The organism is Sanguibacter sp. Z1732 (assembly GCF_051020515.1).
Taxonomy (GTDB): Bacteria; Actinomycetota; Actinomycetes; order Actinomycetales; family Beutenbergiaceae; genus CALKWS01.
In genome coordinates, this window is record NZ_CP194857.1 from 3955298 (window position 1) to 3978531 (window position 23234).

A 23234-nucleotide genomic window follows, 5' to 3' on the forward strand; every position below is an offset into this window, starting at 1 on the left:
GACACACCTTGACGGTCCGGGGCGCGCTTGCGCTCCGGACCGTCAAGGGTCGGATCGGGAGGACGAGGCATGAATGTTGTCCTGGACAACCTGCCGGCGTTCTGGAACGGATTCCTCACCACGCTGTACCTGTCGGTAACGGCGGGGATCATCTCACTGGTCGTGGGAGTCCTGCTTGCCGCGATGCGGGTCTCCCCCCTGTCCACCTTGCGCTGGGTCTCGACGGCGTGGGTCGAGGTCATGCGGAACACCCCGCTGACGCTGATCTTCGTGTTCATCTCCGCCGTGCTGTTGACGATGGACATTCTGATCCCGATCGGACGTACCCAGGCGATCGTGGCGCTTTCGGTCTACACCTCCGCGTTCGTGTGCGAGGCGGTGCGCTCCGGGATCAACAGTGTGGGCGTCGGACAGGCCGAGGCAGCCCGTGCGATCGGCCTGACCGGCGGGCAGTCGTTGAATCTGGTCGTGCTCCCCCAGGCGCTGCGGACCGTGGTGCCACCGATCATCAACGTGCTCATCGCGATGATCAAGAACACCTCCATCGCGGCCGGATTCGCCACGGTGGAACTGACCTCCACCGCCCGCACGCTGGCGCTGGGTAACCCCGGTCCGGCGGCCCTGTGGATCTTCGTGGGGATCGCCGTGTTCTACCTAGCGCTGACCGTGCCCTCGGGGCTACTCGCCAACTACATCGAGCGGAAGGTGGCCTTCGCGCGATGAGCAACGTCAGTTCAGTTCTCTACGACATTCCCGGACCGGTGACCAAGCGCCGTCAGCGGCGGTGGTCGGTGGTCGCCGGGCTGGCGATCTTCGCGGTCCTCGGTGCGGGCCTGTTCGCGATGTACCGCAACGGGGTCTTCGATGAGCGCTGGATGGTGCTGATCGATCCACCGAACGTTCGGGGGTTGAACAGCACCGCGGCAGATGTGTGGTGGAACTCACTCATCATGACCGGCCTGATCCAGGGGACGCTGGCCGCGGCTGGGCTGGCCATGCCCATTGCCGGGCTCGTCGCGCTGATCCTGGTGGTGCTACGCACCTCGACCAAGAAGGCCGTCAGCGTCCCCGCCAAGGTCCTCATCGAGGTCTCCCGCGGACTCCCGGTGCTGGTCCTGATGCTCTTCGGGCTGTTCGTCTTCAACTTCAGCGCCTACGTCTCTGTGGCATTCGGGCTGATCGTCTATAACGCCGCGATCCTCGCCGAGATCCTGCGGGCCGGTCTGGCCTCGATCGCCAAGGGTCAGGGCGAGGCCGGGATGGCCATCGGGCTGAGCTGGTTCCAGAACTTCTTCATCATCACCCTGCCGCAGGCAGTCCGGGTCATGATGCCCAGCCTGATCGCGCAACTGGTGGTGTTGCTGAAGGACACCTCGATCGGTTTCATCGTGGGCTACACCGAACTGCTGCGAACCGGACAGGTCAACTGGAACTTCTTCGGCAACGAAACCCGTCTGCCGTTCTTCGTGGCGGTGCTGGCGATCTACCTGGTGCTGAACTTCTCCCTCACCCGCATCGCCACCTTCGTGGAGAAGCGGCTCCGCGAGCGTGGCCAGCGCGCCACGCTGCCCGGTGGGATCGCCGCCACCCTCAATCCCAGGGACGCCTGACCGGCTGCCGCCTCCTAGCCCTCGGAGACCACCAGGTCGGCGTAGTCGGTATGACGCTCGATCCAGGCCGCCACGAACGGGCACACCGGGTCCACCCGGCGCCCCTCGGCGCGGATCCAGTCCAGCGCCGTGCGCGCCAGGGCCGAACCCACACCGCGGCCCTCCGCGGCCGGCTCCACGAGGGTGTGGCGAAGGGCCACCACGTCTGCCCGGCGCTCGTACTCCAGGCGCCCGAGGTGTTCACCACCGGCGGTCGCCACGAACTGCTGCTGGTCGGATGAATGTGAGATCTGCGGATCAGCCATGACTCACCCTAGGCAGATCACGGGCTCTCCAGGAAACTCTCGGCGGTGCCGTCCGGGTCGGAGTCGCCCTGGTCGACGCCGTCCTCGGCCTGCTCATCCCAGAGCAGTTCGCTGATCAGCCGGTGTGCCAACCCCGCCGGGTAGCCCTTGCGGGCGAGCATGCCCATCAGACGCCGACGGCGCCGAGTCGGATCCAGGCCCTGGGAAGACCGGGCCTTGCGGCGCAACAGGGCCCGCGCCGCGCCTCCTCGTCCTCGTCCTCGGGCTCGATCGAACTCAACGCAGCCTCGGCATCCTCACTGCCGATGCCCTTGCGTCGCAGCTCGAGCGCCAGCGCCCTGCGGGCGAGCCCCCGCTCGGACTGACGGCTGCGCACCAGCATCTGCGCGTACTCGGCGTCGTTGATCAGGCCCACCTCGGTGAACCGGTCCAGGACCTTGGTGGCCACCGCCTCGGGGACGTCCTTCTTGGCCATCGCCTCGGCCAGTTGCGAACGGGAACGCGGGGAGTGGGTCAGCAGGCGCAACGCGATCGCGCGCGCCACCGACTCCGCTTCCGGTTCGGAATCAACCGCCGCCGCGCCCGTGGCCGGGGTTTCACTCACCCGGCCACGGGAGGTACGCGTACGGCGCATCAGGTCACCGGCGTCGGCTCGCTCGGAGGAAGGCATCCGATACTCAGAAGTCGACCGCCTCGGCGGACTCCGGCACCACCTCGAGTTTGATGCCCACCCCGAGTTTGGTCTTGATCTTGGTCTCGATCTCGTCGGCCAACTCGGGGTTGTCCTTCATGAAGCGGCGCACATTCTCCTTGCCCTGACCCAGTTGGTCGCCCTCGTAGGTGTACCAGGCACCGGACTTGCGCACGATCCCGTGCTCCACGCCGAGGTCGATCAACCCGCCCTCGCGGGAGATGCCCATGCCGTAGAGGATGTCGAACTCGGCCTGCTTGAACGGCGGGGCCATCTTGTTCTTCACCACCTTGGCACGGGTGCGGTTACCCACCGAATCGGTGCCCTCCTTGAGGGTCTCGATCCGGCGCACGTCGATGCGTACCGAGGAGTAGAACTTCAGCGCCTTACCGCCGGTGGTGGTCTCCGGTGAGCCGAAGAACACCCCGATCTTCTCGCGGAGCTGGTTGATGAAGATGGCGGTGGTCCCCGAGGAGGACAGCGCGCCGGTGATCTTGCGCAGCGCCTGGGACATCAGCCGGGCCTGCAGGCCCACGTGGGAGTCGCCCATCTCGCCCTCGATCTCGGCCTTGGGGACCAGGGCTGCGACGGAGTCGATCACCACGATGTCCAGGGCGCCGGAGCGGATCAGCATGTCCATGATCTCCAGGGCCTGCTCGCCGGTGTCCGGCTGGGAGACCAGCAGCGCATCGGTATCCACCCCCAGACTCTTGGCGTACTCGGGGTCCAGGGCGTGCTCGGCGTCGATGAATGCGGCGATCCCCCCGTTCTTCTGGGCGTTGGCCACCGCGTGCAGCGCCACGGTGGTCTTACCGGAGGACTCCGGACCGTAGACCTCGACGACCCGGCCCCGCGGGAGGCCACCAATGCCCAGGGCCACGTCCAGGGCGATCGAACCGGTCGGGATGACCTCTACCGGCGGACGGGTGTCATCACCCAGCCGCATCACCGAGCCCTTGCCGTAGGCGCGGTCGATCTGGCCGAGAGCGGCGTCAAGGGCCTTCGTGCGATCTGCGTTCGTGCGATCTGCTGCGGAAACAGCCATGGTGTGTCACCTTCGGTTCTGGGCGGTCTCTCCGCCGGATGTGCAAGGGCTGGTCTGTTCGCCACCACCCTCTCCGGGTGGCTTGATGGGGCGTGGAACGAGGCTATGTCCGACCACTGACATCCGGTGCGCTGCGGATCCAGCGTGTGGATCCAGGGCCGCACCGTCCGCGTCCTGTGGACAGCCTAGGACGAACGCGTGTTCGAGGTAAGTCCGACACGCCGAACGCGCGGATTGACCACGACGCAGAGCACGATCGTGGGCCCCGCTCAGGTCAGCAGCAGCCGTTCGATCCGCCGGGTCGCGGCCCACAGACCCAGCGCGCTCATCACCGCCAGGTAGGCCACGTGCGCCCACATACCGGCGTGCACTGCTCCGGTGGTCAGGCTCCGGATCAGTTCTACCCCGTGGTAGAGCGGGGTCGCCTGGACCACCCACTGCAGGGCCGGCGGATAGGTACTCAGCGGGAAGAACGTGGCGGAGAACAGGAACAGCGGCAGGATCGCCAGCTGCACGTAGTCGGCGTCATTCCATGAACGCATGTAGGTGGTGGCGGCCATGCCAACCGAGCCGAACGCCAGCCCGATCAGCGAGGCGACCGGGATCGCCAGTACCGCCCAGGCCGAGAGCACGAACCCCGACAGCGTGGCCACCAACAGGAACGCCACGGAGTACACCAACCCCCGCAACAGCGCCCAACCGATCTCCCCCACCGCGACATCGCGCGGGCTCAGCGGGGTGGTGAGCACCGAGTGATAGAGCTTGGCGTCCTTGATCTTGCCGAACACGTTGAACGTGGAGTCCATCACCGCCCCGTTCATCGCGGAGGTGGCCATCATCGCCGGGGCAACGAAGACCGCGTAGGACATCGCCTCCCCGTCGACGTCGATGGTGCCCACCAGCGTCCCGATGCCCACCCCCAGGGCGAACAGGTAGAACACCGGCTCGAGGAAGCCGGAGACATAGGTGAACACCGCCCGGCCGGCCGCCCGCGCGTTGCGTTCGACCAGTGCCCACGGCCGCAGCAGCAGCGCGATCATCACACCACCATCCGCTTTGTCAGTCGGCGCACCGCGAGGGCATAGCCGACGGCGATCATCGCCACCAGCACCGCCAGATGCACCGCGAACCGCCACGGTTCCAACCACAGCGGGGAGTCCGGCCCCAGCCCGAACGCCCGGTTCAGCGCCACCGCGTGGGTCAGCGGCGACACCCATGCCACCGCCTGCAGCCCGGTGGGCAACTGCTCCAGGGGGAAGAACGTCCCGGAGAACAGGAACATCGGCATGATGACGAAGCGCTGCAGGATATTGAAGCCCTGCCCGGAGTCGGTGATCCCGGCGGAGTAGGCGAAGGTGCAGGCCGCGAAGCCCATCCCGGTCAGCACGGCCACCACGACGACGGCGGGCACCCATACCCCGTTCATCGCCCCCAGCGCCGTGGCCACCGCGGTGAAGACCCCGGCCACCATCGTCATCCGGATCAGGATGTAGACCAGTTGCCCGCGCACCAGGTCCACCACCCTGATCGGGGTGGCCAGCATCGCGTAGTAGTTGTAGGTCCACTTGATCGGCGCCAGCACGTTGTAGGTGGCCTCCCCGGAGCCGGTCATCATCGTCTGGGCCGCGACCAGCCCGGTGGCCACGAACGCGACGTAGGCCACGCCGTTGATCGCGCCACCGCCGGGGCCGTCCACCAGCGACCCGAGCCCGTAGCCCAGGCCGGCCAGGTACATCAGCGGGGCCAGGAAGGAGGAGACCACGGTGGAGGGCCAGATCCGCCGGTAGCGCATCAACCAGTACGTCAGCACCGCCCGCCAGCCGGAGAACGAGGACGAGGAGACCGGGCGCGTCGGATCGGCAGGGAGGCTCGCGCCGGCACCGGGGCCGTCTTCCGGGCTGGTCATTCGATCAGGCTCCGCCCGGTCAGCCGCAGGAAGACGTCCTCCAGGCTGGACCGGCGCACCAGCGTGGCCGCCGGGTGGATGCCGCGTGCGGTCACCGTCTCCAGGGGCCGCGTCGCCGTCGCGGACGTAGAGCAGGACCCGGTCGGCGAGCACCTCGACGCGATCGGCGAGATCGCGCACCTGGCCGACGACGTCGTCGTCGTGTTCGGCGAACCGCAGTTCCAGCACCTCCCGGGAGGCGTGCTGGGCGATCAGGGAGCGCGGTGAACCCTCGGCCACGATCCGTCCGGCGTCCATCACCACCAGTCGGTCGCAGAGTTGTTCGGCCTCGTCCATGTAGTGAGTGGTCAGCACCAGGGTGACCCCGGAGCGCTTGAGCTGTAACAGGCGCTGCCACAGGTTGTGCCGGGCCTGCGGGTCCAACCCGGTGGTGGGCTCATCCAGCAGCAGCAGGCGCGGTTCGTTGATCAGGGCACGAGCGATGGTCAGGCGCCGCTTCATCCCGCCGGACAGGCTCTCGACGACGGCGTCGGCCTTGTGGGTCAGATCGGCGAACTCCAGCAGCGGGCCGGCCCGGCGGGCGGCTTCGGCGCGGGACAGCCCGAAGTAGCGACCGTACACGAGGAGGTTCTCGGCGACCTTGAGTTCGGTGTCCAGCCAGTCCTGCTGCGGGACCACGCCCAGTTGGGCGCGGATGTCCGGGCCGTCGCCGGCCGGGTCCATCCCGAGCACGCGTAGGGTGCCGCCGCTCACCGGCGAGGTGCAACCGATCATCCGCATCGCCGAGGTCTTGCCCGCCCCGTTCGGTCCCAGGAAGCCGAAGGACTCCCCCGCCTCCACCGTGACGTCGATGCCATCCACGGCGGTGAAGTCACCGAAGGTCTTGACCAGGTTGCGGGCTTCGATGAGGGGCATGCCTGGCACTGTAGGACATCGTCGGCACTGCTAGCAACCTACCTTGCTTGCCTGGGCGTCATCGCCATGCCGGGTATCCGGGCAGGTTCAGCGCACCGTTCCCACCCCACTCCCGCAGTGCCCGGGTGATCGCCTCATCGGCCGCCGCGGCGGTATCGGGGAAGTCATCGGCGGCCTCGGCGATCACCTGGCGCCACCGGCTCACCAGCAGTTGGCGATGATTCGGCGCCAGCGCACCGGCGGGTCCGATGCTGGCCACCTTGGTCCGGGCCGAAGGAAGCAGCCACGCGGCCGAGACCACGGTGAAGATGACGACGGCGCCGCGCACCTGAGCGGGCCAGTGCGGGTCGGTCGCGAGCTGGGGAAGCTGCCCCGACGCGCCCGCGGTGAACTCGGCCAGCATCGCCTCGCGCAACCCCGACGGCGGAGTGAACACGCACCAGCAACTGCTGAACGGCTGCAGTGCGTAGGCGGCGTCGATGGCTACCGGATGTACCGCGGTGCCCTCGGTATCCAGGAAGCGCACCGCAGGTTCGGTCAGCACCGCGTTGTCCGGGCAGGTGTCTCCGGCTGAGATCACCTCGCGGGTGGAGTCGCCGAGCAGCGCTGTGAGCGCCTCGGAGATCTCGGCCCGCGCCGCCTCGGCGTGGCGCACGCCCCAGTCCGCCATCGCATCGAGCCCAGCGCCCGGCAGCGCGGCAATCAGGCGGCGGTTGGTCTCCTCGGCCGGGCCCAGGTCGGCGCGGAACTGCGCCAGCACGTCGGGATCGGCCACCACGTGGCCGCCCAGCGCCCGGGCCCAGCGCAGGCAGGCGGCCCAGGCCGCACCCGGGTCGTCACGCACGAGCAGGTCCGCCAGGGTGGGGGCCGCGCCGATGTCCTCCATCACCAAGGTGGTGTTCGGGGCGTCCTCGGCGAGCAGGGCCGGGGTACCCGGCAGGTAGCGCAGCCCGGCGCGTTCGCGCAGGAAGCCCTCGGTGTGGGCGCCCGCGCCGGCATCGGCTTCGTCCGGGGAGCCACCCTCCGGGGCCAGGAAGGTCTTGACGACCACGCTGCTCCCCCACTGCGCCGGTGCCTGGTTCACCCGGTGCCGGCTCACCCGGGAGCGAGCAGAGCCACCCAGTTCGGTGCCGGGAGCCAGGTCGATGTCGTCGGGAAGATTCGGCGGGAGCACGGTGGACACCGGTTCACTAGGACAGCGCCGGAAGCCGGATGTGCGGATTCGCCGCGTGAGATTACCGCTTGCGCGCCTGAGGTTGGCGGTGGTGCCAACGCACGTGCTCGGGCAGGTCGTTGACCACGCAGATCGCCGCCCAGACCTCGCGCGGGGACGTGCCCTGGTCCAGGGCCTCCTGCGCCGTCCGCCCACCCAGTGGCCCCAGCACCATGTCCTTGGCCAGCGATGCGGCATAACTGCCGAAGGTGTCGGTCATGGCGGACCAGAATTCCGAATGCTTCACCCGCGCAACCTTATGAGGCCGGGTCAAGGCGTTGACAGTCGGACGTCTCGCTTCTAGCGTGTAATCGATTACTCGCACAGTCTGGATACCTGCCGCTGTGTGACGGCATCGGTTTCACCGCGATGTCACTGACCGACTGGCAACCTCCTTCTGGAGTCGATCGATGACGACGACAATGAGCCGACGAAACGCGCTCCGCCTGGGAGCCGGCGCACTCGGCAGCCTCGGCGCAGCCTGGGCGCTGAGCAGTTGCTCTGACGCCTCGGCCTCACGGCCGATGCAGTTCTGGAACAACTATTCCCCCCAGCGTGCGGGCGATCCGAACGTGATCGCCCAGAGCGACTGGTTCCTGAACGCCACCAGACGCTGGGCGGAGGCGGGCGAGCGCCCGGTGGACATGGTGCACATCCCCGGGTACACCGATCCCACCAACACCCGGATCACCACCGCCTTTGCCGCCGACGAGGGCCCGGACATCTTCCTGATCTCCCCCGGCGACTTCCTGCGCTACTACAACGGCGGCGTGCTCACGGACCTGACGCCATACCTGACGCAAGAGGCTATCGACGACTTCTACCCCGACGCGCTGGCAACCCGGATGGTCGACGGGCGCGTGTACGGCCTACCGATGGAGCAGGAACCCCTCGCAATCTTCTACGACATCGCCGCGTTCGAGGAGGCCGGGTTGGCCGAGGGCGACCTGCCGAGCACCTGGGATGACATGCTCGGCCTCGGCCGGGAACTCACCGGTGGCCAGCGTGCCGGTCTGGTCCTCGATACCACCCCGAGTTACTACCAGAACTTCACCTTCTACCCGTGGATATGGCAGGGCGGCGGGGACGTGATCGATCCCGCAAGCGGCACACCGCACTTCGACTCCGACGCCGCCGTGCAGGCCCTGAGCCTGTTCCAGGAGGCCGTGCAATCCGGTGCCTCACCGCGCACATTGCCGGCCGGGGGCGACCTGGTCAGCGCCTTCACCAACGGGTACGCGGCTATGTGGCAGACAGGCATCTGGCAGGTCGAGGCGATGCGGCAGAACGCCCCCGACCACCCTTACGGCATCTTCCAACTCCCGTCCCCGCCCGGTGGGCAGTCGGTCACCGCGCTAGGCGGGTGGGCATTCGTAGTGAACAGCCGTGGGGTGGATCCCGACGCCGCAGCCCGCTTCACGGTCGAGTTGATGGGAACGATGAGTGAGAGGTCCATCGGCGCAGCGGTGGAATGGAACGGGCTGGCCAAGGGCAATATCCCGGCACGCCGCTCAGTGACCCGGGCGATCGGCGACACCGGATCGTTCGAAAACCCGATTCTGCAGCAGTTCCGCGACGAGATCGTCCCCACCGGCCGGGGTGAGCCTCGCTACCCACCGGTTATCTACAAGGCCGTCTCCAACGCCATCCAGAACACCATGCTCGCCGGCGCCGAGGCGAACGAGCAGGCGCAGATCACTCAATCGGCGATCGAAAGTTACCTGGAAACATACGAAGGGGGCTCACTGATATGAGTTCACTGACGCTCTCGCGCACGGCCGGCCGTGAGTCGCCGGCCACCCCGTCGGCGACCGGTGGGAAGTCCGCACAAGCCCGCTGGGAACGCCGCGCAGCGTTCTGGTTCCTGCTTCCGGACTCCCTGGGACTGCTGGTCTTCGTGGCGCTCCCGATGGTGCTGGCCGTGGTACTGGGGTTCTTCCACATGGACGGCTTCGGCACCTTCGAGTTCGTGGGCGTGGACAACTACGTACGCATGGCCGGAGACCCACAGTTCTGGAACAGCGTACGCATCACGCTGATCTACCTCGTAGCCGTGGTACCGGCGATCTACGTGATCGGGCTGGCTCTGGCGCTGCTGGTCCAGCAACGGTTCCCGTTCGTGGGCCTGGTTCGGAGTGCGCTGTTCGTGCCCTACGTGGTCAGCCTCGTCGTCGTCGCCATGGTCTGGGAGTTCATGCTCGCCGAGCGCACCGGGATCATCTCCCGGGCCCTGAGTGGACTGGGCATCACCGATGTCTCCCTGCTCGGTGAACCCAGCCTGGCCCTGACCGCGGTGATCGTGGTGACCGTCTGGTTCCAGATGGGCTACTACATGGTGATCTTTCTCGCCGGGCTACAGGACATACCGGGCGAGTACTACGAGGCTGCCCGCATCGACGGAGCGAATGCGTGGCAGCGGTTCCTGCTGATCACTTCCCCGCTGTTGCGCCCCACCAGTTTCTTCGTCGTCATTACCGAACAGTCGCGGTCTTCACCGGCGGCTTGGACCTGATCTTCGTGCTCACCGGCGGCGGACCAGCCGGAGCGACCACGCTGTTGATCTTCTATGTCTACGAGCAGGCGTTCCTGTTCGGCGAACTGGGCTACGCGGCGGCGATCGGCTCGGTACTGGTGTTGGTGCTGATGATCTGGTCCGGCCTAATGTTCGCCCTCACCCGCGGAGGACGGTTCGACAATGACTGACACAGTCGCCCACCCAGACCACCAAGACCACACCGCGACCCCGCGACGACGGGTGCGGGTCGACAGCTTGTGGACCAAGCGGCGCACGATGATGCTGGCGCTCGGCCTGGTACTGGGGGCGTTGACCATCTTCCCGCTGGTGTGGATGGTATCTGGCTCCTTCAAGACCGCAGCCGACGTCTACAGCCTGGACCTGATCCCGGCCAGTCCCACCCTGGAGAACTTCACGTACGTCTTCACCGAGGTGCCATTTCTGCGATACATGGCCAACAGCCTGTTCGTGGCGGGCACGGTCACGGTGCTGGCGCTGTGGTTCCACTCGATGGCCGCCTACGCCCTCGCCCGTCTGAACTTCAAGGGCCGGGACACGATCTTCCTGATCATCTTCTCCACCCTGCTGGTGAGTCTGCCGGTGGTACTGATTCCCACATTCGTGGTGGTGCGCACGCTGGGTCTGGTGGACAGTTACGCCGGGCTGATCATCCCGGCCATCTTCAACGCCTTCGGCATCTTCCTGCTGCGCCAGTTCTACATCTCCCTTCCCAAGGAACTCGAGGAGGCCGCCCTGGTGGACGGAGCCAGTTACTGGCGGATATACGCGAACGTGATCCTGCCGCTGTCACGCCCGATACTGGCGGCGTTGGCTGTCTTCTTCTTCCTGGCGAACTGGAACTCCTTCGTCTGGCCGCTGACGATCACCTCGGATCCCAACCTGCGGGTGGTCCAACTCGGAATCGCAACCTTCCAACAGCAGTACACCGCGGACTGGAACTACATCCTGGCCGCCGCCACGGTGGCGGCGGCCCCGACTTTGCTGGTGTTCTTCTTCTTCCAGCGCCAGATCGTGGAGTCCATCAAGAGTGCTGGCTTCAAATGAGGCCTGATCCGTCGTCGAGGCGCACTGCCGGCGGGGTTGAGCAAGCCCCGCCGGCCCTGGTATCGAATGTGTCATGACAACTGAACTGACCTGGTTGCGCGCCACCGAGCACTCCGACCTACTCGCCGAACCCACCCGCGCTGCATTGGCCGGCTGGCCCGGCGCCGAGGCCGTCCAGGTGGCCGAGATCGACCCTGCGATCGCCGACACCTCCGCCCTGGTCGCCGCGACCGACATCACTCTGGAATCCAGCGCCAACTGCTTGGTGGTGCGGGCCCGGCGGTCCGGCACCGAGACCCTGGCCGCCGTCCTGGTCCTGGCTACCACGAAGGCGGACATCAACACCGCGATCCGCAAGACGCTCGGGGCGCGCAAGTGCTCCTTCATGTCGATGGGCGCCGCGGTGGAGGCCACCGGGATGGAGTACGGCGGCATCACTCCGATCGGACTCCCGCAGGACTGGCCGCTACTGATCGATGAGCGGGTGGTGGCCCAGGACCAGATCGTGATCGGCTCGGGGGTGCGCCGATCCAAAGTGCGCATGCCCGGCCCGCTCGCGCAACAGTTGCCCGGGGCCCAGGTGATCACCGACCTCGCGGTGCCGAGCGCCTGAGCCTCGGCCGGGGTCTCCGGGCGGGGTGTCGGTACCTACCGTCACAATAGGGCGGTGAGTGGATCCACTGAGCGCGGACCGGACCCGGGCACCCTCCCGCGGGAGACCACGGCGCCCCTGACCGGGTTCAGCGAGCCGACGACGGCGTGGTTCTCCTCCGCATTCGCCGCGCCGACCGCCGCCCAGTCCCAGGCGTGGGAGGCGATCGCCTCCGGCGATCACGCCCTCGTCGTCGCCCCGACCGGGTCGGGGAAGACGCTTGCGGCGTTCCTGGCCGCGCTGGACGGGTTGCTCACCGGCCCGGACCCGGCCGACCCGGGCCTGCGGTGCAAAGTGCTCTATGTGTCCCCGCTCAAGGCACTGGCCGCCGACGTGGAGCGAAACCTGCGCTCACCGCTGGTGGGAATCACCCAGGCCGCCCAGGCCCACGGCCGCTCGGTACGCGAAGTCCAGGTTGGCGTGCGCACCGGGGACACTCCGGCGGCGCAGCGTCGGGCCTTCGCCACCAGGCCCACCGACATCCTGATCACCACTCCGGAGTCGTTGTTCCTCATCCTCACCTCCGCGGCGCGGGAGGGGCTGCGGGGTGTGCAGCAGGTGATCCTCGATGAGGTGCACGCCCTGGCCGGCAACAAGCGCGGTGCGCACCTCGCGTTGTCGTTGGAGCGGCTCGATGTGCTCACCGAGCGCCCGGTGCAGCGGATCGGACTGTCGGCCACGGTCCGTCCGCCCGAGGTGGTCGCGCGGTACCTGGCCGGGGCACGCCCGATCGCCGAGGGTGGGCGCGAGGTGCGGGTGGTGGCTCCGCGCATCGCGAAGGTCCTGGACATCGACGTGACCGTCCCGGTGCCGGACCTGTCCGACATCGGCGGGGCAGCCAGCAGCGCCGACCCACCGGCCACCGGCGGGGACGAGGAACTGGACCTGTCCGGGTCCGCGGCCGGGCGGCTCCCGGAACTGACCCGCCCGGGCGCAGGGCAGGCCAACTCGATCTGGCCGCACGTGACCGAGCGGATCACAGACCTGATCAACGCCCACCGGGCCACGATCGTGTTCACCAACTCCCGCCGGGGCGCGGAGCGGTTGGCAGCCCGGATCAACGAGTGCCAGGCCCGGCGGCTCGGCCTGGACGATCCCGACCCCGGTGCCGATCAGCCGGCGCAGGCACCCGGCCAGTCCGGCTCCCGCACCGACGTACCGCCCGAGGCGGTGATCGCCGCGGCTCACCACGGCTCGATGAGTCGGGAGGAGCGCGTCCGGATCGAGTCCGCCCTGAAATCCGGACGCTTCCGGCGGTGGTTGCTACGAGTTCACTGGAACTGGGGATCGACATGGGCGCGGTCGACTTGGTGGTCCAGGTCGGGGCCCCGCCGTCGGTGGCCTCGGCGTTGCAGCGCATCGGTCGGGCCGGACACCAGGTCGGGGAGGTCTCCCGCGGGGTGGTCATGCCGACCCACCGCGGTGACCTACTGGCTGCGGTGACCACGGCCGCGCGGGCCGGGTCCGGACAGATCGAGCAGGTGCACGTCCCGGCCAACCCACTGGACGTGCTCGCCCAGCAGGTGGTGGCCGCCACCGCGGTGCAGGACTGGGACGAGGCCGAACTTGTGGCGTTGGTACGCCGCGCGACTCCCTTCACCGGTCTCACCGACGGGGTATGGCGTGCGGTGTTGGACATGCTCTCCGGGCGCTATCCGAGTGAGGACTTCGCCGAACTGCGGCCCCGCCTGGTGTGGGACCGTCGCGGTCGGACCCTGAGCGCCCGCCCGGGCGCGCTCCGCCTGGCGGCGACCTCCGGGGGCACCATTCCCGATCGTGGGCTGTACGGGGTCTACCTCGTGGGGGAACAGGACCCGCGCCGCGGCGGCAAGCGGGTGGGAGAGCTGGACGAGGAGATGGTGTTCGAGTCCCGCGTCGGGGACACCTTCACCCTCGGCTCGAGCACCTGGCGCATCGAGGACATCACGCCCGACCGGGTCCTGGTCTCCCCCGCCCCGGGCCTGCCGGGCCGACTGCCCTTCTGGAAGGGTGACGCCCCGCCCCGCCCGGCCGAGCTGGGCCGAGCCCACGGCGAGATGATCCGCCACCTCGCCACCGACCCCGACGGCGCCCACGCCCGGGCGGGGCTGGCCGGCCTGGACGACTGGGCGCGGCAGAACCTGCTGACCTACATCGGTGAGCAGGAGCAGTCCACCGGGGCGTTACCGACCGACCGCACGATCGTGGCCGAGCACTTCCGCGACGAGTTGGGTGACTGGAGAATCGCGATCCACTCCCCCTACGCGCGGCGGCGCGGCGGTGCACGCGCCCTGGGCGCTGGTGCTCAGCGCCCGGCTGCGGGAGCGGTTCGGCCTGGACGCCCAGGTGATGCACGCCGATGACGGGATCGTGCTGCGATTGCCCGAGACCACCTGGGCCGAGGATGAGGCACGCGGTCCGCTGGACGTAGGCGAGCTGGTGTTGGCGCCGGAGGATGTGCACGCCGATGTGCTCAGCGCCCTGACCTCCTCGGCGCACTTCGCCGCTCGGTTCCGGGAGGCGGCGGCTCGCTCACTGCTCCTGCCCCGCCGCCGCCCGGACCGGCGCCAGCCGTTGTGGCAGCAGCGTCAGCGCAGTGCCCAGTTGCTCTCGGTGGCGGGCCGGTTCACCGATTTCCCGGTGGTCCTGGAAGCGGTGCGGGAGTGCTTGCAGGACGACTTCGATATCACCGCCCTGACGGACCTGATGCGCGCCCTGGACCGGCGGGAGGTGCGCCTGGTGGAGGTGCAGACCCCCCAGCCCTCCCCCTTCGCCCAGTCCCTGGTGTTCGGGTATATCGCGCAGTTCCTGTACGAGGGTGACGCGCCACTGGCTGAGCGCCGTGCCGCCGCGCTGACCCTCGATGCCCGGCTGCTGACGGAACTGCTCGGCGAGGGTGCCGAGGTGGCCGAACTGCTCGACGTCGACGCGCTGAGTTCGGTGGAGGCCGAGGTGGGTCTACGCACCGAGACGACCCGGGCCCGCGACCTCGAGGCCCTGGTGGACCTGATCAGGCGACTGGGGCCGGTGCCGCAGCACGAACTCACCGCGCGCAGTGCCACGCCGCAGGACGTACCCGGCTGGCTGGCGGACCTGGCCGCCGCCCGGCGGGTGCTGCCGGTGCGCGTAGCCGGGCAGGACCAGTGGGTGATCGCCGAGGACGCCGGCCGTGTCCGCGACGCGTTGGGGGTGGCGCTTCCCCCTGGGCTGCCCGAGGACTTCACCGCCCCGGCGCCCGATGCTCTCCTGGATCTGGTGCGCCGGCACGCTCGCACCCACGGTCCGTTCCGGGCCGGCGAGGTGGCGCAGCGGTTCGGCCTGGGCGTGGCCACGCTCACCCCCGCGTTGACCGCACTGACCGACCAGGGGGTGCTCGCTGCCGGAACGCTGCGTCCGGTGCAGGCCCACACCGCGGCCAGTGCGGCGATGGCCGGGCCGGACTATTGCGACGCCCAGGTGCTGCGCAGGATCCGGCGCCGGTCGCTGGCGGCGCTGCGCGCCGAGGTAGAGCCGGTGCCCGCCGCGGCGCTGGGAATCTTCTCCCCGCGCTGGCACCAGATCGGACGGTTGCGCGGGGTGGAGGGGGTGCTCAGCACGGTGGAGCAACTGGCCGGCAGCCCGATCGCCGCCTCGGCATGGGAGTCCCTGGTGCTGCCGGCCCGGGTGAGCGACTACCGCCCGGCGATGCTCGATGAACTCACCGCCTCCGGGGAGGTGGTCTGGGTGGGGGCCGGCGCCGGTCCGGGCAGCGATGGCCTGCTCGCCCTGCTGCCGGCCGAGGCTGTTGCGGAACTGGCGCCCCCGCCCGATGACGACGCCGCCCACGGCCGGGTGCATCGGGCCGTCCTGGAGGCGCTGGCAGGTGGGGGCGGAGTGTTCTTCCGGGATCTGGTCGCCGGTGTGCGTTCGGCCTCGCCCGCACCGGAGGAGGACGGTGACGACCAGGAGCTCGCGCAGGTCAGCACCGAGGAGGTGGTACGGGCCCTATGGGACCTGGCCTGGGCCGGCCATCTGACGAATGACTCCCTGGCGCCGCTGCGCGTGTGGATGTCGGCGGGCGGCGCCCGGCCCGGCACCCATGTGGCCGGCCGGCGGCCCGCCCGGCCGCGGTCGCTGCGGGCCGGGGCGTTGCGTGCAGCAGGCTTCGGGGCAGGCGGCCGGCGCACCGGCAGCGCGGTGCCCACGCCTCCTTCCGCGATCGGACGGTGGTCGGCGGTACCGGAACGGGCTCCAGCGCCCGAGCGGGCCGTCGCCGCGGTGCTGTCGCTGGTGGATCGGGACGGCGTACTGACCCGTGGCTCGGTCGGGACCCGGGTGCCGGGCGGGTTCTCCGCGGCCTACCGGGTGCTAGCCGAGGCGGAGCAGGGCGGTCAGGTGCGTCGGGGGTACTTCGTGGAGGGCCTGGGGGCTGCCCAGTTCGCCCTGGCTGAGTGCGTGGAGCGGCTGCGTGCCGATGCGGCCGAGGTGGAGCGTGATCGTGGGCAGGCAGTGCTGCTGGCTGCCACCGATCCTGCGCAGCCCTACGGCGGTGCGCTGGCGTGGCCGGAGACGGTCACCACCACGGCTACCGGACACCGGCCGGGCCGGAAGGTGGGGGCCAGCGTGGTGCTGGTGGACGGCCGGTTGGTGCTGTACCTGGAACGCGGAGCCAGGAGCCTGCTCTCCTTCACCTCCGCTCCGGCGGCGCTGCGGGCCGCGGCGACTGAACTGGCCCGATGGGCCGGCGACGGAGCGCTGGGCAGGTTCACGGTGCAGCGCGCAGACGGCGCCGACGCCCTCACCGAACGGAGCCCGCTGGTCGCGGCCCTGACCGAGGCGGGGTTCATCGCCACCCCACGTGGGCTCCGGCTGCGCGCGGGCTCGGGACTGTCGGGGAGCTCGGGTGCCCGAGGGTGACGTCGTGGCCCGAGTGGCGCGCCACCTCACCCGAGCACTGACGACGGGACCGTTGGTGCGTGCCGAACTGCGCTGGCCGGGCCTGGGCGATGCCGACCTGACGGGTCAGCAGGTGAGCGAGTGCCTCGGCTACGGCAAGCACCTGTTCATCCGCACCGGGAACGGCTGGAGCCTGCACACCCACCTGCGCATGGATGGCACCTGGCGGGTGCGGCGCACCGCCGCCCCGCCCGAAGCGCTCCGAGGTCGTTGGATCCGTGCGGTGCTCGCCACTGCGCGATGGACCTGTGTGGGTTCACACCTGGGCATGATGGACTTGGTGCGTGCTCGTGACGAGCGCCGGCTCATCGCGCACCTGGGACCGGACCTGATGGCGAAGCACCCGGACCTGGATGGGGCCGCGCGGAATCTGCATGCCCAAGGCTCCCGTGGGGTCGGTGAGTCGTTGCTGGACCAACGGGTGGCGGCCGGGATGGGCACCATCTACATGGCCGAGACACTGTGGGAACACCGGCTCAGCCCGTGGTTACCCGCCGACCGGGTGCCAGATCCCCGCGCGCTGTACGCCACGGCGTCGTTCCTCATGCGCCGCAGCGCCGACGCACCCGAACTGACCGCCACCGGGCACCTGGGAGCGGGGCTGCGCACCCACGTGCACGACCGGGCCGGGAAGCCCTGCCGGCGCTGTGGTGAGATGATTGCCGTTGCCGAGGTTGCTGCGCCACCGTTGGCACGGCCGGCGTTCTACTGTCCGGGTTGTCAGGAAGGCAGGCGAGCGGGGGCCGGGTATTGAGGTTGCGGGGAGATCCACGGACACCGGTGCTGTCCGCGCTGGTCCTGACGATGGCCATGGTGGCGATGGACACCACGATCATCGCCACCGCCGTACCGCAGGTGGTCGGTGACCTCGGGGGGTTCGATCAGGTCGGCTGGGTGTTCTCGGTGTACCTCCTCACCCAGACCGTGACGATCCCGATCTACGGCAAACTCACCGACGTCCACGGCCGCAGACCGGTGCTCGTGTTCGGGGTGTCGGTATTCCTGGCGGCCTCGGCCCTGTCCGCGGCAGCCTGGGACATGGTCGCGCTGATCGCCTTCCGCGCGCTGCAGGGACTGGGCGCGGGGGCGATCGCGGGGACCGTGCAGACCGTAGCCGGGGATCTGTACAGCGTGCGCGAACGCGGCCGGGTACAGGGGTACCTGGCCAGCGTGTGGGGCATCTCGGCGGTGCTCGCCCCTACCCTGGGCGGCTTGTTCGCCCAGTACCTGTCCTGGCGATGGATCTTCCTGGTGAACATCCCGATCGGGATCTTCGCCCTGGTGCTGATCCTGCGGGGCCTGCACGAGGACATCGCGCGGCGGCGCCACAGGATCGATTACCCCGGCGCAACGCTGATCCTGATCTCGGCCGGGCTGCTCATCTTCTGGCTGCTTCAGGGCGGAGCCACCTTCCCGTGGTGGTCGCTCACCAGTGTGGTGATGGTGAGCGTGGCCGTCATGGCCGCAGCCGCACTGGTGCTGGTGGAACGTCGTGCAGCCGAGCCGATCCTGCCACCACACCTGTGGGCGCAGCGCATCACCCTCTCGGCCTACATCGCCTCGGGGGCCGCGGGGATGGCGGTGATCGGCCTATCGGTCTACCTGCCGAACTGGGGGCAGAGTGTGCTCGGGCTGTCACCGATCGCCGCGGGGTTCGTGCTGGCCACGATGAGTATCACCTGGCCGATCACCTCAAGCCTGTCCGCGAAGGCCTACCTGCGAATCGGGTTCCGGGACACCGCCCTGGTCACGGTGCTGGCCGGGGTGGGGTTGAGCCTGCTCGGACCGGACGCCGGAGTGTGGCAGCCGGTGGCGTGCAGCGCCCTGATGGGCGTCGGGATGGGTCTGTTGTCCACCCCGTTGATGGTGGGCCTGCAGAACACGGTCGGCTGGGACCAGCGCGGAACCGTCACCGGGGGGTTGCTGTACGCCCGTTTCCTGGGACAGAGCATCGGGGCGGCCGGGTTCGGTGCGGTCGCGAACACGGTGCTGCGGCGCCGGGAGGGAGCAGCCGCCGACGTCGCGATGCATGCGGCGACCCATGCGGTGTTCGTGGCGCTACTGGTGGTAGGCGTGCTGGCCGTGGTGGCTCTGCTCCTCGCGCCCCGGCGGTTTCCCACCCATGCGATGGGCGGGGAACCGGTCCGGGACGAGGGCTGAGCCCGGGCTCAGACGCCGGCGAGATCTTCCTGGCCGAACTGCTCGGCCATGGCCATCTGCTCGGCGAAACTGACCGGGACCGTGTCCGGAACGGCGATCCCCTCGACCAGCGCGATGCGGTCGGAGACTTCCCGCAGCACCACCGACAACGGCACGCTCAATGCCGAGGCGATGGGTTGAGCAGCTCCGAGGAGGCTTCCTTCTGTCCGCGCTCGACCTCGGAGAGGTAACCGAGGGACACCTGGGCGGCCGAGGAGACCTCGCGAAGGGTGCGGCCCTGGCGCTGGCGGATGTCGCGAAGGACATCACCGATTTCTCTGCGAAGAACCACCATGGTGCGTCCCTCCTCTCTCGCCTGCATCGAACTCTTGGATGTGTGTGCCGGTGTTGCAGTATTACCGTACCCCGAGATCGCCCGTGGCACCGTCCGGGGAGTGGACGGACGGCCGGCCGGGCGCCTGGAGCGCGGAGGGTGCATACGTGTGATCATTACTTGCTTCAACGCCCGGGCGCATCTTGTTTGTTCCCGGTGGGCCGGATCGCCGCCGCGCCGAGCGCCAGCGCCAGGTCCACCGAGGACGCGCGCAACTGCTCCCGCCCCCCGGCGAGTCGGTAGTGCCGTACCCAGACGCCACCCGGATGAGCACAGGCCAGATAGATCGTGCCGACTCCCTGCCCGTCCTGACCGGCCGGGCCGGCCACGCCGGTGGTAGCCAGGGTGAGGTCGGTGCCAAGCAGTTGCGCTGCCCCGGCAGCCATCTGCGCGGCCACCAGCGGATGCACCGGTCCGTGCGCCGCGAGCAGACCAGCGTCCACCCCGAGCAGATCCCGCTTGACGTCGGTGGCGTAACTGACAACCGAACCCCGGAAAGTCGCCGAGGCGCCCGGAACCTGCACGATCCGGTCGGCGAGCAGCCCACCGGTGAGGGACTCAGCCGCGCCCAGGCTCCAACAGGCCGCGCCCAGCCGAGCCAGGAGCGTCGCGGCCGGGTTCTCCGCCGTCAGACCGGTCATGGGCCCGCTACTGCGCGGTGGCACCGCTCCGGGCCACCTTGATGGCTCGGATGACGTAGTCCAGCCCGGTGACCACGGTCACCAGCACCGCGGCCAGCATCACGACGAACGCAGCGGTCTCGATCCAACCGCCGAGGGTGGCGCCGAGGAGGCCGACCGCGGGCAGGATCATCAGGGCGATGAAGATCACCTGCATGACCGTCTTGAGCTTGCCGCCCTTGGAGGCTGCCATCACCCACCGGCGCACCATGATGAATCGCAGGATGGTGATCGCTGCCTCCCGGACGATGATCGTGATCGTGGCCCACCAGGGCAGGTCACCGAGCATCGAGAGCATGATGATCGCACCACCGACGAGCATCTTGTCCGCGAACGGGTCGGCGATCTTCCCGAAGTTGGTCACCAAGTTGCGCGCCCGCGCGATCGAGCCGTCCAGCTTGTCCGTCAGCGCGGCGAGCAGGAACACCGCCAGCGCACCGACCCGCGACCAGGTGGTGTCCTGCCACAGCAGCACCATGAAGAAGGGGACCATGACGATGCGGAGCATCGTGAGCATGTTCGGCAGGTTCCAGACCTGGCCGGCATGAGGATTGACCGGTTCACTCGTCACCCGCCCAGGGTAAGGGAGATTCACAGGCTCAGCGGCCGGTGAGTTCCCAGGCATCGGTGGAGTCGGCGTCGGAGGCCTCGTCGTCGTAGTCGGTGGTCTGCGCGTACTCTGCGGCCGGCACGCCCGTGTCCTCATGGGACGTCTGGTGCGGCTCGGCGTCGAATGGGACATCACCGTCGGACCCGGGGCCGGGCCCGTCTCCGCGCAGCATCGCCAGGGTGGAGGGCAGGTCATCGGGATCCACGAGCACATCGCGTGCCTTGGAACCCTCCGACGGCCCCACGATCTCGCGGGACTCCAACAGGTCCATCAACCGGCCGGCCTTGGCGAAGCCCACCCGGAGCTTGCGCTGCAGCATCGAGGTGGAGCCGAACTGGGTGGAGACCACCAGTTCGGCGGCCTGCAGCAGCAGGTCGAGATCATCGCCGATGTCCTCATCGATCTGCTTCTTGGCCGCCGCGACCGTCACGTCCTCGCGGTAGGTCGGCTTGAGCTGGCCCTTGACGTGATCGACCACGCCGTGGACCTCGGACTCACTGACCCAGGCCCCCTGCACCCGCATCGGCTTGGAAGCGCCCATCGGCAGGAACAGGGCGTCACCCTGGCCGATCAGTTTCTCCGCGCCAGGCTGGTCCAGCACCACCCGGGAGTCGGTCACCGAGGAGGTGGCGAACGCCAGCCGGGAGGGCACGTTGGCCTTGATGAGTCCGGTGACCACATCGACACTGGGTCGCTGGGTGGCCAGCACCAGGTGGATCCCGGCTGCCCGGGCCAGTTGGGTGATGCGCTGGATGGAGGCCTCAACATCGCGCGGGGCCACCATCATCAGGTCGGCCAACTCATCGACGATCACCAGCAGATACGGGTACGGGGCGAGTTTTCGCTCACTGCCCGGCAGGGGGGTGACCTTGCCCGAGCGCACTCCGGCGTTGAAGTCATCGATGTGCTTGTAGCCGAAGGTGGCCAGGTCGTCGTAGCGGGTGTCCATCTCCCGCACCACCCAGTCCAGCGCCTCGGCAGCCTTCTTCGGGTTGGTGATGATCGGGGTGATCAGGTGCGGGATGCCCTCGTAGATGGTCAACTCCACCCGCTTGGGGTCCACCAGCACCATGCGCACCTCCTCGGGCGTGGCGCGCATCAGGATCGAGGTGATCATCGAGTTCACGAAGGAGGACTTACCCGCACCGGTGGCACCGGCGACCAGGATGTGCGGCATCTTGGCCAGGTTGGCCACCACGTAGCCGCCCTCGACGTCCTTGCCCACCCCCATCACCATCGGGTGCTCGTTGCGGCGGGCCGGTCCGGAGCGCAGCACGTCCCCGAGGGAGACCGTCTCGCGGTCGGTGTTCGGGATCTCGATCCCGATGGCCTTCTTGCCCGGGATCGGGGACAGGATGCGCACATCGGCGCTGGCCACCGCGTAGGCGATGTTCTTGCTCAGCGCGGTGACGCGTTCCACCTTCACACCCGAACCCAGCTCCACCTCGTACCGGGTCACCGTGGGCCCGCGGGTGAACCCGGTGACCTCGGCGTCCACGTCGAAGTCGGTGAGCACCGCGGTCAACGCCTGCACCACCCGGTCGTTGGCCTCCGAGCGGGTCTTGTGCGGGGCGCCCCGGGCGAGCATGTCGTCGGTGGGCAGGGTGTAGGTCAGGTCCGGCGTGAGCATCAACTGCTCAGCGCGCGGTGGTAGCGGCCGGGTGGGAGGCGGTTCGATGACCTCGGTGCCCCCGGCCTCGGTGGCCGCCGACGCGGTCGTCTTCGCCGCGGCGGCCTTGGCCGGCTTCTTCTTCCCGGCCGGAGCACCGGCCCCGGAGACGGACGCGGCACCAGCACGGGCCTCATCGGTGTCATGGGGATGGCTGAATGCCTCATCGCCCGCGAAGGCGCCGGGGTCGGGCGCCGATCCACCGCCCTTCCTGCGGCCACGACGGCGGTCGGCGCCGCCTGCGGGTGCATCCGGTCCGGCGCCGTCCGCGCCGTGCGGGGAGCCCTCATCCTCGGTGACATCCGCACCGGTGAGCCACTGCCAGGCTTGCACGAACCGGCGCGGAACGGCCGCCACCGGGGTGGCGGTCACCACGAGCAGGCCGAAGACCGCCAGCAGTACCAGCAGCGGAATGCTCACGTAGGTGCTCAGGGCGAGCGACAGCGGGTAGGCCGCCACGTAGCCGAGCAGTCCGCCGGCGCTGAACATCTGTGGCCAATCCGGGGGGCTCGGTAGTCCGCGCGCCACGTGGATCAGACCGCTGACCGCCATGGTCAGGGCACCCAGGCCCACGGTGATCCGGCCGTTCACCTCCCCGCGTTCGGGATGGCGCATCAGCCGGACCGCCATGAACAGCAGGATCAGCGGGATGACGGCGGCCAGCACCCCCACCGAGCCGGCGACCGCGGCGTGGATGACGTCCCCGGCCGCGCCGGAGAGGCCGAACCACACCCGCACCGCGATGATGACCGCCAGGCCCAGCAGCAGGAACGCCAGGCCGTCACGCCGATGAGCCGGATCCAGCCCCTTGGCGCTGGATCCGATCGAGCGGGCGGCACCGCCGACGACGTGGGCGGTGCCCATCCAGATCCCACGCAGCATCCGCACCGGCAGGGAACGCGTGGGTTCCG

Annotated in this window: 20 protein-coding genes and 3 pseudogenes; 10 read left to right on the forward strand and 13 right to left on the reverse strand. The window is 69.1% G+C overall.

The features are described 5' to 3' along the window. Positions 1-69 precede the first annotated feature (69 nt). Positions 70-723 (forward strand): amino acid ABC transporter permease, encoded by a 654-nt coding sequence (locus ACRRRO_RS20550; RefSeq protein ID WP_424787962.1) that lies wholly within the window; start codon positions 70-72, stop codon positions 721-723. After that, entirely contained in the window at positions 720-1610 is an 891-nt protein-coding gene (locus ACRRRO_RS20555; protein WP_424787963.1) for an amino acid ABC transporter permease, read from the forward strand. Before ACRRRO_RS20550 ends, ACRRRO_RS20555 begins: the two co-directional genes overlap by 4 nt. Positions 1611-1624: 14 nt before the next feature. On the opposite strand, the gene ACRRRO_RS20560 is transcribed toward ACRRRO_RS20555, so the two are convergent. The 9 genes and pseudogenes from ACRRRO_RS20560 to ACRRRO_RS20600 all read right to left on the reverse strand — a co-directional run bounded on the left by ACRRRO_RS20560 (position 1625) and on the right by ACRRRO_RS20600 (position 7932). After that, positions 1625-1915, reverse strand: coding sequence for a GNAT family N-acetyltransferase (locus ACRRRO_RS20560; protein WP_424797214.1), 291 nt, complete (start codon positions 1913-1915; stop codon positions 1625-1627). 17 nt (positions 1916-1932) lie between these two features. Continuing rightward, positions 1933-2142 (reverse strand): hypothetical protein, encoded by a 210-nt coding sequence (locus ACRRRO_RS20565; protein WP_434080774.1) that lies wholly within the window; start codon positions 2140-2142, stop codon positions 1933-1935. Then, the gene (locus ACRRRO_RS20570) at positions 2082-2585 is read right to left on the reverse strand and encodes a regulatory protein RecX (protein ID WP_434080775.1); all 504 of its coding nucleotides are present in this window, start codon (positions 2583-2585) and stop codon (positions 2082-2084) included. Before ACRRRO_RS20570 ends, ACRRRO_RS20565 begins: the two co-directional genes overlap by 61 nt. A 7-nt stretch (positions 2586-2592) precedes the next feature. Next, on the reverse strand, positions 2593-3651 hold the full coding sequence (gene recA / locus ACRRRO_RS20575; protein WP_424787966.1) for a recombinase RecA: 1059 nt from the start codon (positions 3649-3651) through the stop codon (positions 2593-2595). 269 nt (positions 3652-3920) lie between these two features. Continuing rightward, complete coding sequence (locus tag ACRRRO_RS20580) at positions 3921-4691, reverse strand: ABC transporter permease (RefSeq protein WP_424797216.1); 771 nt, start codon at positions 4689-4691, stop codon at positions 3921-3923. After that, the gene (locus ACRRRO_RS20585) at positions 4691-5557 is read right to left on the reverse strand and encodes an ABC transporter permease (RefSeq protein WP_424797217.1); all 867 of its coding nucleotides are present in this window, start codon (positions 5555-5557) and stop codon (positions 4691-4693) included. The genes ACRRRO_RS20580 and ACRRRO_RS20585 overlap by 1 nt, the downstream gene beginning before the upstream one ends. After that, positions 5554-6472, reverse strand: a pseudogene (locus tag ACRRRO_RS20590) (ABC transporter ATP-binding protein). The gene ACRRRO_RS20585 and the pseudogene ACRRRO_RS20590 overlap by 4 nt, the downstream one beginning before the upstream one ends. Before the next feature lie 58 nt (positions 6473-6530). Beyond that, positions 6531-7655: a hypothetical protein gene (locus ACRRRO_RS20595; RefSeq protein ID WP_424797219.1), complete on the reverse strand. Its 1125-nt coding sequence runs from the start codon at positions 7653-7655 to the stop codon at positions 6531-6533. 52 nt (positions 7656-7707) lie between these two features. Beyond that, positions 7708-7932 (reverse strand): DUF3046 domain-containing protein, encoded by a 225-nt coding sequence (locus tag ACRRRO_RS20600; RefSeq protein ID WP_424787971.1) that lies wholly within the window; start codon positions 7930-7932, stop codon positions 7708-7710. A 175-nt stretch (positions 7933-8107) separates the two neighbouring features. On the opposite strand from ACRRRO_RS20600, the gene ACRRRO_RS20605 reads away from it, so the two are divergent. The 8 genes and pseudogenes from ACRRRO_RS20605 to ACRRRO_RS20640 all read left to right on the forward strand — a co-directional run bounded on the left by ACRRRO_RS20605 (position 8108) and on the right by ACRRRO_RS20640 (position 18991). Continuing rightward, a complete protein-coding gene (locus tag ACRRRO_RS20605; protein ID WP_434080776.1) occupies positions 8108-9439 on the forward strand; it encodes an ABC transporter substrate-binding protein in 1332 nt (443 codons plus the stop codon). Further along, positions 9436-10197 (forward strand): carbohydrate ABC transporter permease, encoded by a 762-nt coding sequence (locus tag ACRRRO_RS20610; RefSeq protein WP_434080777.1) that lies wholly within the window; start codon positions 9436-9438, stop codon positions 10195-10197. The genes ACRRRO_RS20605 and ACRRRO_RS20610 overlap by 4 nt, the downstream gene beginning before the upstream one ends. After that, positions 10188-10388 (forward strand): hypothetical protein, encoded by a 201-nt coding sequence (locus tag ACRRRO_RS20615; protein WP_434080778.1) that lies wholly within the window; start codon positions 10188-10190, stop codon positions 10386-10388. Before ACRRRO_RS20610 ends, ACRRRO_RS20615 begins: the two co-directional genes overlap by 10 nt. Further along, positions 10381-11265 (forward strand): carbohydrate ABC transporter permease, encoded by an 885-nt coding sequence (locus tag ACRRRO_RS20620; protein ID WP_424797222.1) that lies wholly within the window; start codon positions 10381-10383, stop codon positions 11263-11265. The genes ACRRRO_RS20615 and ACRRRO_RS20620 overlap by 8 nt, the downstream gene beginning before the upstream one ends. A gap of 73 nt (positions 11266-11338) precedes the next feature. Beyond that, positions 11339-11878, forward strand: coding sequence for a YbaK/EbsC family protein (locus tag ACRRRO_RS20625; RefSeq protein WP_434080779.1), 540 nt, complete (start codon positions 11339-11341; stop codon positions 11876-11878). A 117-nt stretch (positions 11879-11995) separates the two neighbouring features. Next, positions 11996-16792, forward strand: a pseudogene (locus ACRRRO_RS20630) (DEAD/DEAH box helicase). Further along, the gene (locus ACRRRO_RS20635) at positions 16779-17585 is read left to right on the forward strand and encodes a DNA-formamidopyrimidine glycosylase family protein (RefSeq protein WP_424797225.1); all 807 of its coding nucleotides are present in this window, start codon (positions 16779-16781) and stop codon (positions 17583-17585) included. The pseudogene ACRRRO_RS20630 and the gene ACRRRO_RS20635 overlap by 14 nt, the downstream one beginning before the upstream one ends. Before the next feature lie 26 nt (positions 17586-17611). Continuing rightward, on the forward strand, positions 17612-18991 hold the full coding sequence (locus ACRRRO_RS20640; RefSeq protein WP_424797226.1) for an MFS transporter: 1380 nt from the start codon (positions 17612-17614) through the stop codon (positions 18989-18991). Positions 18992-18999: 8 nt separating this feature from the next. Here the strand turns inward: ACRRRO_RS20640 and ACRRRO_RS20645 are convergent. From ACRRRO_RS20645 to ACRRRO_RS20660, 4 genes and pseudogenes are all read right to left on the reverse strand, one after another. Continuing rightward, positions 19000-19325 (reverse strand): annotated as a pseudogene (locus ACRRRO_RS20645) (helix-turn-helix domain-containing protein). Positions 19326-19489: 164 nt separating this feature from the next. Continuing rightward, positions 19490-20005: a CinA family protein gene (locus tag ACRRRO_RS20650; protein ID WP_424797227.1), complete on the reverse strand. Its 516-nt coding sequence runs from the start codon at positions 20003-20005 to the stop codon at positions 19490-19492. Positions 20006-20012: 7 nt separating this feature from the next. Continuing rightward, positions 20013-20615 (reverse strand): CDP-diacylglycerol--glycerol-3-phosphate 3-phosphatidyltransferase, encoded by a 603-nt coding sequence (gene pgsA, locus ACRRRO_RS20655; RefSeq protein ID WP_424791337.1) that lies wholly within the window; start codon positions 20613-20615, stop codon positions 20013-20015. A gap of 28 nt (positions 20616-20643) precedes the next feature. Beyond that, positions 20644-23205 (reverse strand): DNA translocase FtsK 4TM domain-containing protein, encoded by a 2562-nt coding sequence (locus ACRRRO_RS20660; RefSeq protein WP_424797228.1) that lies wholly within the window; start codon positions 23203-23205, stop codon positions 20644-20646. Positions 23206-23234: the final 29 nt, after the last annotated feature.

Bases quoted from the DNA above. Each gene is read 5' to 3' on its own strand.
- ACRRRO_RS20550 (WP_424787962.1), top strand. From the start codon at position 70: ATGAATGTTGTCCTGGACAACCTGCCGGCGTTCTGGAACGGATTCCTC.
- ACRRRO_RS20555 (WP_424787963.1), top strand. From the start codon at position 720: ATGAGCAACGTCAGTTCAGTTCTCTACGACATTCCCGGACCGGTGACC.
- ACRRRO_RS20560 (WP_424797214.1), bottom strand. From the start codon at position 1,915: ATGGCTGATCCGCAGATCTCACATTCATCCGACCAGCAGCAGTTCGTG.
- ACRRRO_RS20570 (WP_434080775.1), bottom strand. From the start codon at position 2,585: ATGCCTTCCTCCGAGCGAGCCGACGCCGGTGACCTGATGCGCCGTACG.
- recA (WP_424787966.1), bottom strand. From the start codon at position 3,651: ATGGCTGTTTCCGCAGCAGATCGCACGAACGCAGATCGCACGAAGGCC.
- ACRRRO_RS20580 (WP_424797216.1), bottom strand. From the start codon at position 4,691: ATGATCGCGCTGCTGCTGCGGCCGTGGGCACTGGTCGAACGCAACGCG.
- ACRRRO_RS20585 (WP_424797217.1), bottom strand. From the start codon at position 5,557: ATGACCAGCCCGGAAGACGGCCCCGGTGCCGGCGCGAGCCTCCCTGCC.
- ACRRRO_RS20605 (WP_434080776.1), top strand. From the start codon at position 8,108: ATGAGCCGACGAAACGCGCTCCGCCTGGGAGCCGGCGCACTCGGCAGC.
- ACRRRO_RS20610 (WP_434080777.1), top strand. From the start codon at position 9,436: ATGAGTTCACTGACGCTCTCGCGCACGGCCGGCCGTGAGTCGCCGGCC.
- ACRRRO_RS20620 (WP_424797222.1), top strand. From the start codon at position 10,381: ATGACTGACACAGTCGCCCACCCAGACCACCAAGACCACACCGCGACC.
- ACRRRO_RS20625 (WP_434080779.1), top strand. From the start codon at position 11,339: ATGACAACTGAACTGACCTGGTTGCGCGCCACCGAGCACTCCGACCTA.
- ACRRRO_RS20650 (WP_424797227.1), bottom strand. From the start codon at position 20,005: ATGACCGGTCTGACGGCGGAGAACCCGGCCGCGACGCTCCTGGCTCGG.
- ACRRRO_RS20660 (WP_424797228.1), bottom strand. From the start codon at position 23,205: ATGCTGCGTGGGATCTGGATGGGCACCGCCCACGTCGTCGGCGGTGCC.